The organism is Brenneria salicis ATCC 15712 = DSM 30166, assembly GCF_003315515.1.
Taxonomy (GTDB): domain Bacteria; phylum Pseudomonadota; class Gammaproteobacteria; order Enterobacterales; family Enterobacteriaceae; genus Brenneria; species Brenneria salicis.
The window spans coordinates 14,014-28,319 of sequence record NZ_QNRY01000031.1 but is presented as its reverse complement, the minus strand read 5'-3'; the positions used below and the strand labels follow the sequence as shown (position 1 = coordinate 28,319).

The 14,306-nt window shown below is 51.3% G+C and carries 14 protein-coding genes and 1 pseudogene; 10 read left to right on the top strand and 5 right to left on the bottom strand.

From position 1 onward, the window contains the following. Positions 1 to 89 precede the first annotated feature (89 nt). From DES54_RS13005 to pyrC, 3 genes are all read right to left on the bottom strand, one after another. Positions 90 to 347 (bottom strand): hypothetical protein, encoded by a 258-nt coding sequence (locus DES54_RS13005; RefSeq protein ID WP_113868043.1) that lies wholly within the window; start codon positions 345 to 347, stop codon positions 90 to 92. Positions 348 to 516: 169 nt separating this feature from the next. Continuing rightward, positions 517 to 756 carry a DNA damage-inducible protein I gene (gene dinI, locus DES54_RS13000; protein ID WP_113868041.1) on the bottom strand — a complete coding sequence of 80 codons (240 nt, stop codon included), beginning with the start codon at positions 754 to 756 and terminating at the stop codon, positions 517 to 519. Positions 757 to 861: 105 nt separating this feature from the next. Next, positions 862 to 1,905 (bottom strand): dihydroorotase, encoded by a 1,044-nt coding sequence (gene pyrC, locus DES54_RS12995; protein WP_113868039.1) that lies wholly within the window; start codon positions 1,903 to 1,905, stop codon positions 862 to 864. Between the two features lie 186 nt (positions 1,906 to 2,091). Here pyrC and DES54_RS12990 point away from each other — a divergent pair, with 186 nt between their 5' ends. Beyond that, positions 2,092 to 2,379: a putative quinol monooxygenase gene (locus tag DES54_RS12990; RefSeq protein ID WP_113868037.1), complete on the top strand. Its 288-nt coding sequence runs from the start codon at positions 2,092 to 2,094 to the stop codon at positions 2,377 to 2,379. A 68-nt stretch (positions 2,380 to 2,447) separates the two neighbouring features. Here DES54_RS12990 and rne read toward each other — a convergent pair whose 3' ends face one another. After that, positions 2,448 to 5,714: a ribonuclease E gene (gene rne / locus DES54_RS12985; RefSeq protein ID WP_113868035.1), complete on the bottom strand. Its 3,267-nt coding sequence runs from the start codon at positions 5,712 to 5,714 to the stop codon at positions 2,448 to 2,450. Between the two features lie 582 nt (positions 5,715 to 6,296). Between rne and rluC the strand changes: the two genes are divergently transcribed. After that, the gene (gene rluC, locus DES54_RS12975) at positions 6,297 to 7,256 is read left to right on the top strand and encodes a 23S rRNA pseudouridine(955/2504/2580) synthase RluC (protein ID WP_113868033.1); all 960 of its coding nucleotides are present in this window, start codon (positions 6,297 to 6,299) and stop codon (positions 7,254 to 7,256) included. A gap of 45 nt (positions 7,257 to 7,301) precedes the next feature. Here rluC and DES54_RS12970 read toward each other — a convergent pair. Further along, positions 7,302 to 7,887 (bottom strand): annotated as a pseudogene (locus tag DES54_RS12970) (Maf family protein). A gap of 140 nt (positions 7,888 to 8,027) precedes the next feature. Between DES54_RS12970 and yceD the strand changes: the two are divergent. The 8 genes from yceD to fabF all read left to right on the top strand — a co-directional run bounded on the left by yceD (position 8,028) and on the right by fabF (position 14,180). Next, positions 8,028 to 8,549: a 23S rRNA accumulation protein YceD gene (gene yceD, locus DES54_RS12965; protein WP_113868031.1), complete on the top strand. Its 522-nt coding sequence runs from the start codon at positions 8,028 to 8,030 to the stop codon at positions 8,547 to 8,549. A 16-nt stretch (positions 8,550 to 8,565) separates the two neighbouring features. After that, positions 8,566 to 8,736, top strand: a complete 171-nt coding sequence (gene rpmF, locus DES54_RS12960) for a 50S ribosomal protein L32 (protein ID WP_113868029.1) — start codon at positions 8,566 to 8,568, stop codon at positions 8,734 to 8,736. Positions 8,737 to 8,765: 29 nt separating this feature from the next. Beyond that, positions 8,766 to 9,812 (top strand): phosphate acyltransferase PlsX, encoded by a 1,047-nt coding sequence (gene plsX, locus DES54_RS12955; RefSeq protein ID WP_113868027.1) that lies wholly within the window; start codon positions 8,766 to 8,768, stop codon positions 9,810 to 9,812. A 6-nt stretch (positions 9,813 to 9,818) separates the two neighbouring features. Then, positions 9,819 to 10,772, top strand: coding sequence for a beta-ketoacyl-ACP synthase III (locus DES54_RS12950; RefSeq protein ID WP_113868025.1), 954 nt, complete (start codon positions 9,819 to 9,821; stop codon positions 10,770 to 10,772). Between the two features lie 17 nt (positions 10,773 to 10,789). Continuing rightward, on the top strand, positions 10,790 to 11,719 hold the full coding sequence (gene fabD / locus DES54_RS12945) for an ACP S-malonyltransferase (RefSeq protein ID WP_113868023.1): 930 nt from the start codon (positions 10,790 to 10,792) through the stop codon (positions 11,717 to 11,719). 14 nt (positions 11,720 to 11,733) lie between these two features. After that, a complete protein-coding gene (gene fabG, locus DES54_RS12940; RefSeq protein WP_113868021.1) occupies positions 11,734 to 12,468 on the top strand; it encodes a 3-oxoacyl-ACP reductase FabG in 735 nt (244 codons plus the stop codon). 153 nt (positions 12,469 to 12,621) lie between these two features. After that, positions 12,622 to 12,858, top strand: a complete 237-nt coding sequence (gene acpP, locus DES54_RS12935) for an acyl carrier protein (protein ID WP_005970506.1) — start codon at positions 12,622 to 12,624, stop codon at positions 12,856 to 12,858. Positions 12,859 to 12,938: 80 nt separating this feature from the next. Beyond that, positions 12,939 to 14,180, top strand: a complete 1,242-nt coding sequence (gene fabF, locus DES54_RS12930; protein ID WP_113868019.1) for a beta-ketoacyl-ACP synthase II — start codon at positions 12,939 to 12,941, stop codon at positions 14,178 to 14,180. Positions 14,181 to 14,306: the final 126 nt, after the last annotated feature.

Sequence of the window (14,306 nt, the reverse complement as noted above, 5' to 3'; positions counted from 1 at the left end):
TTTGCAAAAAAATACTAACATAAATTAAAACGCATGAGACTAATATCCATTTACTCCAAATGATAGGCAAGCAGAAAAGGATGAAAAAACTACTCGGTATTTAAACCTGCATTTTTTTCTAATGTAGCGGCAAAGCGGGCAAGATGTTTTTTCATCGCTGGATCACGGTTTTCGTTTTGTGATTCCAGCTTCAGATTGTGAATCATCAGCTGATTTGATTTTTCATCAAGACAGAGAACCAGAGACGAAAAAGCAATCTCCAGAACGTCAATTTTTCGCTGTTGTTCAGCGATTAACTCCAGCAGCTCCCCAAATGTCATTGCTTCTTCAGGCTTTTCTACTGTCATAATCGGTATCCTCCGTTATCACATCATCATGACACCACTGTAAATTACTGAACATAATTTATCATTCATACGCAGTTTTCAACAGATGGAACATCGCGCTGGTGACTAAAGCATAGGGCGAAATCGCGGAAACCTTATGTGGAGACATACATATTCAGTTTTTTCTTAATCATTCCGACATAAACCAATCATCGGCACTTTCCCAGGTTTCTTGCAGGATTTCAGAAATACGATCTTTATCCTCTTTGCTTGCTCCCATGATAGACAGATTATTGGCGCCGTCATAGCGAACCAGAATCGGGGTATCGGGATAATGTTTGTGGATGCGCTGCTCCAGTTCATGCTGAAGCGCTTCTATTGCGCCCGCGGGTAAAGGGGACGACTTTGACAGGGTGATTTCTACATGCATGATTGCCTCCGTTTTTAACTGTTTATTTATACAGTTATCGCTAAGGGTTCGCAAGGTGTGCAGGAAAAATTTAGCCCATCATCCTGAGGATGATGGGGAGTGCGATTAGCGAACCGACCAGTTCAGGCTTTGTCCGGCCAGGAAAGGAATCAATGATTCACTTCCCATGGAGATTTCCTGCGGAAAAGTCATCGGCTTGCGGTAAAGCTCGATCCAGTCTTGATTGACCGGTAAACCATAGAAACGTGGGCCGTTCAGGGAGCAGAAGGCTTCAAGCTTGCTCAACGCATCCATTTCATCGAACACGGTTGCGTAGGCGCTTAACGCAGCCTGGGCGTTAAAGACCCCTGCGCAGCCGCAACTGGATTCTTTTCTGTGTCTGGCATGCGGCGCCGAGTCTGTGCCGAGGAACAGCCGTTCGCAATCACTGGCTACGGCTTCACGCAAGGCCCGCTGGTGGATATCTCTTTTGAGGATCGGCAGACAATAAAGGTGTGGATGTATTCCGCCAACTAACATGTGGTTACGGTTGAACATCAAATGTTGAGGTGTAATGGTCGCTGCAAGATATTGGTTACCAGAGACAACATATTGTGCTGCTTCTTTGGTCGTAATGTGCTCAAGGACGATTTTCAGTTCCGGGAATTGCTGCCGTAACGGTTCCAGAATCGATTCAATAAATCTGGCTTCACGATCGAAAATATCAACTGACGGCTCTGTCACTTCGCCGTGGATCAGTAGCGGCATGCCGATCGCCTGCATCTTTTCCAGAACAGACGCGATATGGGTAATGTTTGTGACGCCATGGCTGGAGTTGGTGGTGGCATTGGCCGGGTATAGCTTGGCTGCGGTGAATACGCCTTGCTCAAAGCCGTTTACGATCTCAGCGACATCCAGTGAGTCCGTTAAATAACAGGTCATCAAGGGCTGAAAATTGTCGCCTTCCGGGATCGCCGCAAGAATGCGTTCTCGATAGGCTATAGCGCTTGCTACGCTGGTGACGGGCGGCGTCAAATTGGGCATGACGATAGCACGACCGAAAAAGCGACTGGTATAGGGCAGAACCGCTTTCAGCATCTGATCGTCACGTAAGTGAATGTGCCAATCGTCAGGGCGGCGAATTTTTAGCATAGTTGGCAGTGCGGTCATGGAATAACGCTCCGGCGGTCAGTAAAAACATCATCTGTCCGTTGAATGTGGGACTGAAACGGCGGGGAATAAGAATAAGCCCAATGCGTGGTGAATGCATCCATTTGTTGATGACTGCTTGAAATTAAGTCGCAATTGTCCTCTCATGGAAAGATCTTTTAATCAACACTTAACGTAAGGGTTAGCATGGAAATTCGTATCGTTGCTAGTTTGCAGGCGAAAGCTGAATTTTTAGATGATGTCGCCGCGGTGGTAAAAAGGGTGGTCGAACCCAGCCGTCAGGAGCCAGGCAACTTACAGTATGATCTTCACGAAGAGATCGACACTCCTGGATCTTTGGTTTTTTTCGAACGCTGGAAGAGCCAGGCGATGCTGGATAAGCATGAACAAAGCGCGCATTTTAAACGCCTGATCGCCGAACTGGACGGTAAAACGGAAGGGATGGAGATAAAGTTGCTTAAGTCTCTGGGATAACCGGAGTAGGGATAAAAAACACCCGCCAAACGGCGGGTGTTGTGTTTGGCAATAAAGCAAATAGAATTTTATTCGCTGATCGCGGTTGGTTTGGTTGCAGGGGCCGTTGCCTTGTTAACCGCGGCATGTCCACCTGCGGAGCCTTTTCCGGCAAACTGATACTCAGGACGAACCCAATCGCTATGACGAGCAGGTTCCGGCTGATAATCCGGTGCCGGCGCTTTAGTCATGGGGGCTGTCGCAAGATGTTTGTAAGCCGGTTTTTCAACGCCAGCGTATGCCGATGCTATTTCCGGTTGAGCGGTAACGATAACAGGCTGCGCTGCGTGTTTCGCCGCAACCTGAGCAATGCCGTCATCAGCCGCCGGTTCTTCTGGCGGGTTGCTGACTTCTGCCGTTTGCTCTTCCGGTATCGCGGCCGTGGCTTCCTTTGCGGCAGTGGAAACGTCTGCAACGGTATCGACGAGATCCTGCACAATAGATTCGTGCTCAATCACTTCAGGTTCCACTACGGTGGTTTCTGCAGCCGCTGATTCTAAGGCAGGTTTTTCTGCTGACTCAACAGCCGTAACCGTTTGAATATTCACGGCGTGTGTGGTGCTCTCTTCAGGTTCCTGAAATATTTCAGGGACTTGTTCAGTCGTGATCGCTTGCTCTTGCTCGACAATTTCAGTGGCGACCGCTACGCTGGAAGCGGTGTCGATAATTGTCTGAATGGGAGCATTTTGCACGGCGCTTTCAGAGATCGGCGCGACATCATCGACAATGACCGGCAGAAGTGGCGTGGTTAGCGCCGCCATTTCACTCTCTTGCGAAGCTGAAGCGGTATGAGTCTGCGCGACAGGGTAGTTTACCCACACTTTCCCAGACGCCATTTCCGGCGATGAGGCCGCATATTCCAATGGCATCGGTGATTGTGTCGGGTAACGCTCGTCGCGATAACGACGACGGCGTTGTCCGCTGACGCGTAAATGACGCGGTGAACGACGCGAACGACGCGGCATACCGCCATTCTCCGCATTGACACGGTTGGTCTCCGCCGATTGATCATTATCGGTTTCGATATTATCTGCCGCGTTAATGGGTTCAACAGCCGGTTTGACCGACGCAGGGACAGCCTCCACAGCGACGGCAGGTATCGTATCGACGGCATTCAGTTCGCTTTCGGATTGGACGCGAATTTTTTGCGTCAACTGACGACGTTGACGGCGTTGCATAACCGGAGCGGGTTTTTCCTGTTCGTCGCTGTTGTCATCCGTCTCGGCAACGCTCACATTCTGCGCTTTGATTTCCTGCTGTGGCTGACGTTTGTCATCCTGACGACGGCGCTGACGTTCTACACGTGGTTCACGACGAGGCGGCTCATCCGACGAGACTTTTTCATCGCCAATAACCGGTTCCTCAGCAATGTTCTCCGGGGCCGGACGTTTGTTGCGGCGCTGCTCTTCACGTTGTTCACGATTATCGCGAGGACCACGATCGCGACGATTATTACCTTGACGACGAGAAGGACGACGCTCCTGACGTTGGCCTTCGCCTGGGGTGGCGGATGCTGACTTTTGCTCGTCAGTCGCGACGGTTGCTTCAGCCGCGCTTTCGGCGGCAAAAATACCTTTCAGCGCGCCAAGAACACGGCTGATGAAGCCAGTTTGCACCGCTGTGGTTGAGGTCGCCGTCGGAACGGCTTTCGCCGCCTCCGATGCGCGATCTTCTGCAACCGCAGGCATATCCGGCATGGTAAAGGTTGCCAGCGCCGGTTGTTCCGGCAGCTTGCGCTCAACAGTCTGTTCTTCCTGCAATTGTTGCGCTTCGGTTTCCAGTCGCTGTGGCAACAGGTAGCTGAGCGTCGTTTTTTCTTCGCCTTTACGGACGCGCACCACTGAGTAGTGCGGTGTCTGCATGCCATCGTGTGGAACGATAATGGCGCGAACGCCGCCTTGACGTTTCTCTATCGCATTAACGGCGTCACGTTTCTCGTTCAACAGATAGGAAGCGATAGGCACGGGAACGATGGCGTGAACTTCTTTGGTGTTCTCTTTCAGCGCTTCTTCTTCGATCAGACGCAGAATAGACAACGAGAGCGATTCATTATCACGCACGGTCCCGGTGCCGCTGCAACGAGGGCAAACGTGATGGCTTGACTCGCCCAACGACGGACTCAAGCGTTGACGAGACATTTCCAGTAAACCGAAACGTGAAATGCGGCCAATCTGAATACGAGCGCGATCCTGACGCACCGAATCACGCAAACGGTTCTCAACTTCACGCTGGTGGCGTACCGGCGTCATGTCGATAAAGTCGATGACGATTAGTCCGCCCAGATCGCGTAAACGCAAGTGGCGGGCAATTTCATCAGCGGCTTCCAGATTGGTATTGAAGGCCGTTTCTTCAATATCGCCACCGCGGGTGGCGCGGGCGGAGTTGATATCGATGGCCGTCAGCGCTTCGGTGGTATCAATGACGATAGAGCCGCCGGATGGCAGACGCACTTCGCGCTGGAAAGCCGATTCGATCTGTGATTCGATTTGATAATGGCTGAACAGGGGAATTTCACCGCTGTACAGTTTGATTTTGCTGCTGAAATCGGGACGACCAAGCGCGGAAATGTGCTCTTTGGCCAGATCGAGAATTTTGGGGTTGTCGATCAGGATTTCACCGATATCAGGGCGCAGATAATCGCGGAAGGCGCGTACAATGACGTTGCTTTCCTGGTGTATCAGGAACGGCGCAGGGCGTCCTTCCGCCGCTTTTTTGATGGCTTCCCAATGTTTCAGACGGAAAGCCAAATCCCATTGCAGCGCTTCGGCGGATTTGCCCACGCCAGCGGTGCGAACAATCAATCCCATACCGTCCGGCAACTGCAATGAACCTAAGGCTTCTTTCAGTTCCGTGCGGTCATCGCCTTCGATCCGGCGAGAAATTCCGCCGGCGCGGGGGTTGTTCGGCATCAGCACCAAATAGCTGCCGGCCAGACTGATAAACGTTGTCAGTGCTGCGCCTTTATTGCCTCGCTCTTCCTTATCAACCTGAACAATGACTTCCTGACCTTCGCGCAAGACATCTTTGATGTTGGGTCGGCCATGAGAAGCGTAGTTGTTGGGAAAATATTCGCGAGCGATTTCTTTGAGAGGGAGAAAACCATGTCTTTCAGCGCCATAATCAACAAAAGCGGCTTCAAGGCTGGGTTCAATACGCGTGATTTTACCTTTGTAGATATTTGCTTTCTTTTGCTCATGACCGGGACTTTCGATATCCAGATCATACAGCCGTTGACCATCAACCAAGGCAACACGCAACTCTTCTTGCTGAGTTGCGTTAATCAACATTCTCTTCATCTTTAACTTACTCGTTATTTTTACTTGCATTATTGATAGAGCTGCGGACAAAAGACCCGCATGACCGGAATGAACCGATGGCCTCGTGGCTTATCGCAGGGACGTCAACCTCCCGGTTGTCGCCTGCATAGAGACGCATGTTTCGGTAGCCTGTGTTTCCTGATGGAAAACAGCGCATTTACTGAGGGAACAGCTTCTGAATAATGTCGCCAGATCTGATTCCATTGGCCGGCCAAGCTGCAACCCGCAGCCCGCTAACTGCTTGATTACACATTACGTCTTACGCCATTGCTGCGTGTTTGTGTTATCAGGCAAACTTAATAATTCCGCAATTTCCCTTGTTTTAATGGAAATCAGCACGGAAAACGCAAAAGCATTATTCCATTGCTGACACTGTTATAGCAAGGTGACTTTGCCTGTCAGTATCAAGATAGTTGTGCTGTCATCACTCAAACTGATAGTGGTTGCGACTAAAATCAGCCAAACCTGTTGGTGCAACAATTATCTTCATAAGTCAGACACACAGTTAAGCACAGAAAAAGAAGTGGCGCTATCTGGCGGCTCTATTTAGAATCGCGCATCATGAAAACAGACAATCCTTCAGTACAATTTGTGACGATTTCCGCTGATGAGGCGGGACAGCGCATTGATAACTTTTTGCATACCCGGTTAAAAGGCGTGCCGAAAAGTATGGTTTACCGTATCTTGCGAAAAGGCGAGGTAAGGGTAAATAAAAAGCGGATAAAGCCAGAATATAAATTGCTGGCTGGGGATGAAATCCGCATTCCGCCGGTCAGACAAGCGGAACGTGATGAAACGCCGGTTTCCGCCAGCCTCGGCAAAGTCGCGGCGCTGGCCGATTGCATCATCTATGAAGATGATTATCTGCTGGTGTTAAACAAACCATCCGGTACGGCGGTGCATGGCGGCAGCGGATTGAGCTTCGGCGTGATCGAGGGACTACGGGCGTTACGTCCCGAAGCGCGTTTTCTGGAATTGGTGCATCGCCTCGACCGTGACACATCCGGCGTGCTGCTGGTAGCCAAAAAGCGTTCGGCGCTGCGTTCGTTACATGAGCAATTGCGTCTCAAGGGGATGCAGAAGGATTATCTGGCGCTGGTTCGCGGACAGTGGCAGTCGCACTGTAAAGTGGTGCAGGTGCCACTGCTGAAAAACATTCTTCAAAGCGGCGAGCGTATTGTGCGTGTAAATAGCGAAGGCAAGCCGTCTGAAACGCGCTTCAAGGTGGAAGAGCGCTTTGATGATTTGGCGACATTGGTTCGCGCCAGCCCGATAACCGGTCGGACTCATCAGATCCGCGTGCATACGCAATATGCCGGACACCCCATCGCGTTTGACGATCGTTATGGCGAGCGGGAATTCGATCGGCAACTGGCGGGGACGGGGCTGAAACGTCTCTTCCTGCATGCGCAGGCGTTACGTTTTTCGCACCCTGAAACCGGGGAGACGCTCAGAATTGAAGCGCCGCTGGATGAACAGTTGCGTCGCTGTCTGCAAGTATTGCGTAAAACAAAAACGTAATCTCTCAATCCTGTCGGCTTCCCCTGGCGAAGGCTGGCCGACGAGTTAGTCTCTGGACAGCGGGTTCACCCCTTCCTTTTTCAACATCGCGGTCAGCGCTATCAACGGTAAGCCGATCAGTGTATTGGGATCTCGTCCCGATAAGCGATCGAACAACGCGATGCCCAATCCTTCGCTTTTAAAACTGCCGGCACAGTTCCAGGGCTGTTCTTTTTCCAGATAGCCGTCAATTTCATCATCCGTCAGTGTCCTGAAATGAACATCGAACGGTTCAACCACGCTTTGCATACGTTGTTGCGCACTGTTGAAAAGCGCTAATCCGGTAAAAAAAGAGATGCATTGACCGCTTGCCCGTTGTAATTGGCGCACAGTATTGGATTTATTGTGCGGCTTGCCGGTAATCTTATCCCCCAGCACACACCTGATCGGAGCCGATAATGAGATGGTTGGGATAGCGCGCGGCTAATGCGTTGGCTTTGCTTTGCGCTAGTCGTGCCACTAACGCCCTCGCATCTTCGCCGGGGTACGGGGTTTCATTAATTTCCGATGCGGCGCAGATAAAAGGAACACCCAGCTTTTCCAGCAGCATTTTTCGATAAGGTGAGGTGGAAGCGAGAACGATCTGATGCATAATTTTTTTATAAACCGTAGCGTAATGATGAAAGGCATTTTAAACTATGCGCCGCTCTGGAAGCGAATATTGGTGAAAGGTCGTGCTTCACCGCCTTTTTCTTTGACTCTATGTCGTTACGACGTTAATATGCGCGCCCTATGCAAAAGGTAAAATTACCCTTAACCGTTGATGCGGTTCGCACTGCTCAAAAGCGTTTGGATTATGTTGGTATCTATACGTCTGAACAAGTAATGCGCGTGGCTGCGTCAGTGGTGAGTGTGGACAGTGATGTTCAGGCTTCTTTGTCTTTCCATATTGATAATCAGCGCCTGGCGGTGATTGACGGTAGTGCGGATGTGACGGTGACATTAATGTGCCAACGCTGCGGAAAGCCATTTGAGCATCAGGTTCATGCGACATTTTGTTTTAGCCCGGTCATCAATGATGAACAGGCCGAAGCTTTATCGGAAGTGTATGAACCGATCGACGTTGATGAGTTTGGCGAAGTCGATCTGCTGGCAATGATTGAAGATGAAATCATCCTGACATTGCCTATCGCCCCGGTACATGATTCTGAACACTGTGAAGTGTCCGAAGCGGACATGGTGTTCGGCAAGCTGCCTGAAGAGGCGGAGAAGCCGAATCCGTTTGCCGTATTAGCCAGTTTAAAGCGTAAGTAATTAAGGAGTAAGGTCCATGGCCGTACAACAAAACAAACCTAGCCGTTCCAAACGTGGTATGCGTCGTGCTCACGATGCGCTGACCACTTCTTCTGCATCCGTAGATAAAGTTTCCGGCGAAACTCACCTGCGTCACCACATCACGGCGGACGGTTACTACCGCGGTCGCAAGGTTATTGCCAAGTAATTCTTGCGAATTATTAGCAAGGCAATACCTTGACACGCCTAACTCTGGCGTTAGATGCGATGGGCGGGGACTTCGGTCCCCGCGTAACAGTGCCTGCTGCATTGCAGGCGCTGGCTTCTAATCCTGCTCTCAGTCTGTTATTAGTTGGCGATCCCGCTGCGATTACGCCATTACTTGCCAAAGTCGATTCTGAACGATTATCCCGGTTAGAGATTATTCCGGCCGAATCGGTTATTGCCAGTGATGCAAGACCGTCGCAGGCTATCCGTGCCAGTCGCGGAACCTCGATGCGTATCGCACTTGAACTGATTAAAGACGGAAGAGCGCAAGCTTGCGTCAGTGCGGGCAATACCGGCGCGCTGATGGGGCTGGCGAAGCTTTTGATTAAGCCTATTGAGGGAATTGAGCGCCCGGCGTTGGTTTCCATTTTGCCTCATCAGCGGCATGGCAAAACAGTGGTGCTGGATCTGGGCGCCAATGTGGACTGCGACAGCACGATGTTGGTTCAGTTTGCCGTGATGGGCTCAGTGATGGCGGAAGTCGTGCTGGATCTGGACAATCCGCGGGTTGCTTTGCTGAATATTGGTGAAGAAGAGAGTAAAGGTCTCAGTAACATCCGCGATGCGGCAAGCCAATTGAGAAATACGCCGTCGATTAACTACATAGGTTATCTTGAAGGCAATGAATTGTTGACAGGAAAGACGGATGTCATGGTTTGTGACGGTTTTGTCGGTAATGTTACCTTGAAGACCATGGAAGGCGTGGTAAGGATGTTTCTATCGCTGCTGAAATCCTCTTCTTCCGGTACTGAGCATAAGTCAAAACAGTCCTGGTGGTTGAAGTGGTTGGGCCGTTTGTTACAAAAACGATTGTCAAAGCGTTTCGGTCATTTGAATCCTGACCAATATAATGGCGCATGTCTGTTAGGATTGCGGGGAACTGTAATCAAAAGCCATGGCGCAGCGAATCAGAGAGCGTTTGCCGTTGCCATTGAACAGGCAATGCAGACGGTACGGCGGCAACTGCCAGAGCGAATTGCCGCCCGTCTAGAAGCTGTATTACCCAAGAGTGACTGAGCGTACATGTATACAAAAATAATCGGAACGGGAAGTTATTTGCCTGAGCAAATCAGGACGAACGCTGATTTAGAAAAGATGGTGGAGACGTCTGACGAATGGATCGTGACGCGTACCGGCATTCGTGAACGACGCATTGCCGCGCCAGATGAAAATGTCGCGACCATGGGATGCCATGCTGCGAAAAACGCGCTGGACATGGCGGGCATTGATAAGTCGAAAGTCGGTTTACTGATCGTTGCGACGACGTCGTCAAACCATGCATTCCCAAGCTCAGCCTGTCAGATCCAGCAATTGCTCGATATAAAAGATACGATCGCCTTTGATCTGGCCGCGGCCTGCGCCGGTTTTACCTATGCCTTAAGCGTTGCCGATCAATATATCAAAAACGGCGCGGTGGATTATGCTTTGGTTATCGGTTCCGATACCTTATCCCGCACGCTGGATCCTGAAGATCGCGGTACGCTCATTCTGTTTGGCGATGGCGCCGGCGCCGTCGTGTTGGCAGCATCGGAGCAACCGGGCATTCTGTCGACTCATCTGCACGCGGATGGTCGCTACGGCGAATTGCTGACATTGCCGCATCAGGATCGTCACCATCGCGAGACGCCAGCCTATCTGACCATGGCGGGCAATGAAGTCTTTAAAGTTGCAGTGACGGAACTGGCGCACATCGTTGAGGAAACGTTACAGGCTGCTCAGTTGGAGAAAAGCGAATTAGATTGGTTGGTTCCGCATCAGGCAAATTTGCGTATTATCAACGCGACGGCGAAAAAATTAGGAATGGGGATGGATAAAGTGGTGGTGACGCTGGATCGTCACGGCAACACGTCCGCGGCCTCTGTACCCTCCGCATTGGATGAAGCGGTGCGCGACGGGCGTATCAAGCCTGGACAACTGGTATTGCTCGAAGCCTTTGGCGGCGGCTTTACCTGGGGTTCCGCACTGATTCGTTTTTGATTAAACAGGATTTTTATATGACGCAATTTGCAATGGTTTTTCCGGGGCAGGGATCTCAAACTGTCGGTATGCTGGCTGAATTGGCCGCGGACTATCCGGTGGTTGCCGAAACTTTTGCTCAGGCTTCCGACGCGTTGGGTTATGACCTGTGGCAGCTTACCCAACAAGGGCCTGCTGAGGAATTAAATAAAACCTGGCAGACCCAGCCTGCGTTATTGGCTTCCTCAGTGGCGATCTGGCGTGTCTGGCGGCAGCAGGGCGGTAAACTGCCTGCGCTGATGTCAGGTCACAGTCTGGGCGAGTATTCAGCACTGGTTTGCGCGGGCGTGCTGGATTTCCAACAGGCTGTCCGCCTGGTTGAATTGCGTGGCAAATTTATGCAGGAAGCGGTGCCGGAAGGCACGGGCGCCATGTATGCGATCATCGGTCTGGATAATGAGGCGATCGTCAAAGCGTGCGAAGCGTCCGCGCAGGGACAGGTAGTGTCACCCGTAAACTTCAACTCGCCGGGACAGGTTGTTATCGCCGGCGACAAAGAAGCGGTAGAGCGTGCCGGCGCTGCTTGTAAAGCGGCGGGGGCCAAACGCGCCTTGCCGTTGCCCGTCAGCGTACCGTCTCACTGTGCTTTGATGGAGTCCGCGGCGCAAAGATTGGCTGCGGCGCTTGAGTCCATCGAATTCCAGCCTCCTTCGATTCCTGTGGTCAATAATGTTGACGCGCGTATTGAAACGACGCCGGAAGCGATCCGCAGCGCACTGGTGCGCCAACTCTACAGCCCGGTCCGCTGGACCGAGTGTGTCGAGTTAATGGCGTCAGAAGGCGTCGAGTCATTGCTGGAAGTGGGGCCTGGCAAAGTTCTTACCGGGTTGACGAAACGAATCATCGATACCCTGACAGCCGCTGCGGTGAATGATCCTGCCTCGTTGTCAGCGGCACTTGAAAAATAAGGACGGAGAAAGCAATGAGTTTTGAGGGAAAAGTTGCGCTGGTTACTGGAGCAAGCCGAGGCATAGGCCGTGCGATTGCTGAAACATTGGTTGCCAGGGGCGCAAAAGTCATTGGGACCGCAACCAGCGAAAAAGGGGCTGAAGCCATCAGCGCCTGGCTGGGTGAGAAGGGTAAAGGTTTTGTGCTGAATGTCGCGGATGCGACGTCAGTCGAGAATGTATTAGCGGATATTCGCGCTGAATTCGGTGAAATCGACATTTTGATCAATAACGCCGGAATTACACGCGATAACCTGTTGATGCGCATGAAAGATGACGAATGGCAGGATATTCTGGATACGAATCTGACATCCGTGTTCCGACTGTCCAAAGCTGTCATGCGCGCTATGATGAAAAAACGTTTTGGCCGCATTATTACTATCGGTTCCGTTGTTGGCTCGATGGGGAATGCGGGACAGGCAAACTACGCGGCGGCGAAGGCTGGGCTGATTGGTTTCAGCAAATCTCTCTCTCGTGAAGTGGCCTCGCGTGGCATTACAGTAAACGTTGTCGCGCCGGGTTTTATTGAAACTGATATGACTCAGACGTTGACAGAAGAACAGCGTGCAGGCATTTTGAGCCAGGTTCCAGCCAACCGGCTTGGCGATGCTAAAGAAATAGCCAGTGCTGTGGTATTTTTAGCCTCTGACGAGGCGGGTTACATTACCGGCGAGACATTGCATGTCAATGGCGGCCTGTATATGATCTAAAAAGTACGAAACTATTTGCGTTATTTGCGGTGATGACCGCAAAATAGCACAAAATCGTGGTTCGACCAGCCGGGATTTTGTTGCATCTTTTTCAACATTTTATACACTACGAAAACCTTCGCGAAAGCGAGTTTTGATAGGAAATTTAAGAGTATGAGCACTATCGAAGAACGCGTTAAGAAAATCATCGTTGAACAGCTTGGTGTTAAGCAGGAAGAAGTCGTAAACAATGCTTCTTTCGTTGACGACCTCGGCGCTGATTCTCTTGACACTGTTGAGCTTGTAATGGCCCTGGAAGAAGAATTTGATACTGAAATTCCAGACGAAGAAGCCGAAAAAATCACGACTGTTCAGGCAGCCATCGATTTCATTCAGGCTAACCAGCAGTAAGCGAACATCTCTAGGCGGTCATTCGACCGCCTAAGTTTTTTGTCCCGCAGTGTAATTTTTTCCCTCCCTGGAGGACAAGCGTGTCTAAGCGTCGAGTTGTTGTGACCGGACTGGGCATGTTATCTCCTGTCGGCAATACAGTTGAGTCTACCTGGAGTGCTCTTCTTGCCGGTCAGAGTGGTATCAGCCTGATGGACCATTTCGATACTAGTGCCTACGCAACGCGTTTTGCCGGCTTAGTAAAAGGTTTTAACTATGAGGAATTCATTTCGCGTAAAGAAGCACGCAAGATGGATGCCTTTATACAATACGGGATCGTGGCGGGTATTCAGGCCATGAAAGATTCCGGTATTGAAGTAACGCAAGAGAACGCATCGCGTATCGGTGCCGCGATTGGCTCAGGCATCGGTGGCCTGGGTTTGATTGAAGAGAACCATAGCTCGCTGGTGAACGGCGGGCCACGTAAAATCAGTCCATTCTTCGTGCCTTCCACCATCGTCAATATGGTGGCCGGGCATCTCACCATTATGTACGGTTTGCGTGGACCCAGTATCTCTATCGCCACGGCTTGCACGTCTGGTGTGCATAACATCGGTCATGCCGCCCGTATCATCGCTTATAACGATGCGGATATCATGGTGGCGGGGGGCGCGGAAAAAGCCAGTACGCCATTGGGCGTGGGTGGCTTTGGCGCCGCGCGCGCGTTGTCAACCCGCAACGATAACCCGCAGGCGGCAAGCCGACCGTGGGATAAAGACCGTGATGGTTTCGTGCTGGGTGATGGCGCCGGTATGCTGGTGCTGGAAGAGTATGAGCACGCCAAAAGACGCGGCGCTAAAATCTATGCGGAACTGGTCGGTTTTGGTATGAGCAGCGATGCCTACCATATGACGTCTCCGCCGGAAAATGGCGCAGGCGCAGCGCTGGCGATGGAAAATGCGTTGCTTGACGCGGGGATCGCAACCTCTCAGATTGGTTATATCAACGCGCATGGCACCTCTACGCCTGCGGGTGATAAAGCTGAAACGCAAGCCGTCAAGTCGGTGTTTGGTGCGGATGCCAGGCGTGTATTGGTCAGTTCGACGAAATCGATGACCGGTCACCTGCTGGGAGCGGCAGGCGCAATTGAGTCGATCTTCAGTATTCTTGCGCTGCGGGATCAGGCGGTACCGCCTACGATCAATCTGGATAATCCAGATGAAGGTTGCGATCTTGATTTTGTGCCTCATGAAGCACGTCAGGTCAGCAATATGGAATATACGCTGTGTAACTCCTTTGGTTTCGGTGGAACAAACGGTTCTCTGGTATTCCGTAAGGTTTGAGCATCGTTATCCCGTTAAAAAAACCCGGTTTCCGGGTTTTTTTGTCGCCTGGCAACCCCTCTGCGGGTCAACGCTGCGCGTTTGTTGGTCCGTCTAAAATCGGATATGGCTGCTTGTCGGGTGCTT

Coding starts and splice junctions, on each gene's coding strand:
- dinI (WP_113868041.1), bottom strand. CDS start 756: ATGCATGTAGAAATCACCCTGTCAAAGTCGTCCCCTTTACCCGCGGGC.
- fabD (WP_113868023.1), top strand. CDS start 10,790: ATGACGCAATTTGCAATGGTTTTTCCGGGGCAGGGATCTCAAACTGTC.
- rne (WP_113868035.1), bottom strand. CDS start 5,714: ATGAAGAGAATGTTGATTAACGCAACTCAGCAAGAAGAGTTGCGTGTT.
- DES54_RS12990 (WP_113868037.1), top strand. CDS start 2,092: ATGGAAATTCGTATCGTTGCTAGTTTGCAGGCGAAAGCTGAATTTTTA.
- rpmF (WP_113868029.1), top strand. CDS start 8,566: ATGGCCGTACAACAAAACAAACCTAGCCGTTCCAAACGTGGTATGCGT.
- pyrC (WP_113868039.1), bottom strand. CDS start 1,905: ATGACCGCACTGCCAACTATGCTAAAAATTCGCCGCCCTGACGATTGG.
- DES54_RS13005 (WP_113868043.1), bottom strand. CDS start 347: ATGACAGTAGAAAAGCCTGAAGAAGCAATGACATTTGGGGAGCTGCTG.
- rluC (WP_113868033.1), top strand. CDS start 6,297: ATGAAAACAGACAATCCTTCAGTACAATTTGTGACGATTTCCGCTGAT.
- acpP (WP_005970506.1), top strand. CDS start 12,622: ATGAGCACTATCGAAGAACGCGTTAAGAAAATCATCGTTGAACAGCTT.
- fabG (WP_113868021.1), top strand. CDS start 11,734: ATGAGTTTTGAGGGAAAAGTTGCGCTGGTTACTGGAGCAAGCCGAGGC.
- yceD (WP_113868031.1), top strand. CDS start 8,028: ATGCAAAAGGTAAAATTACCCTTAACCGTTGATGCGGTTCGCACTGCT.
- DES54_RS12950 (WP_113868025.1), top strand. CDS start 9,819: ATGTATACAAAAATAATCGGAACGGGAAGTTATTTGCCTGAGCAAATC.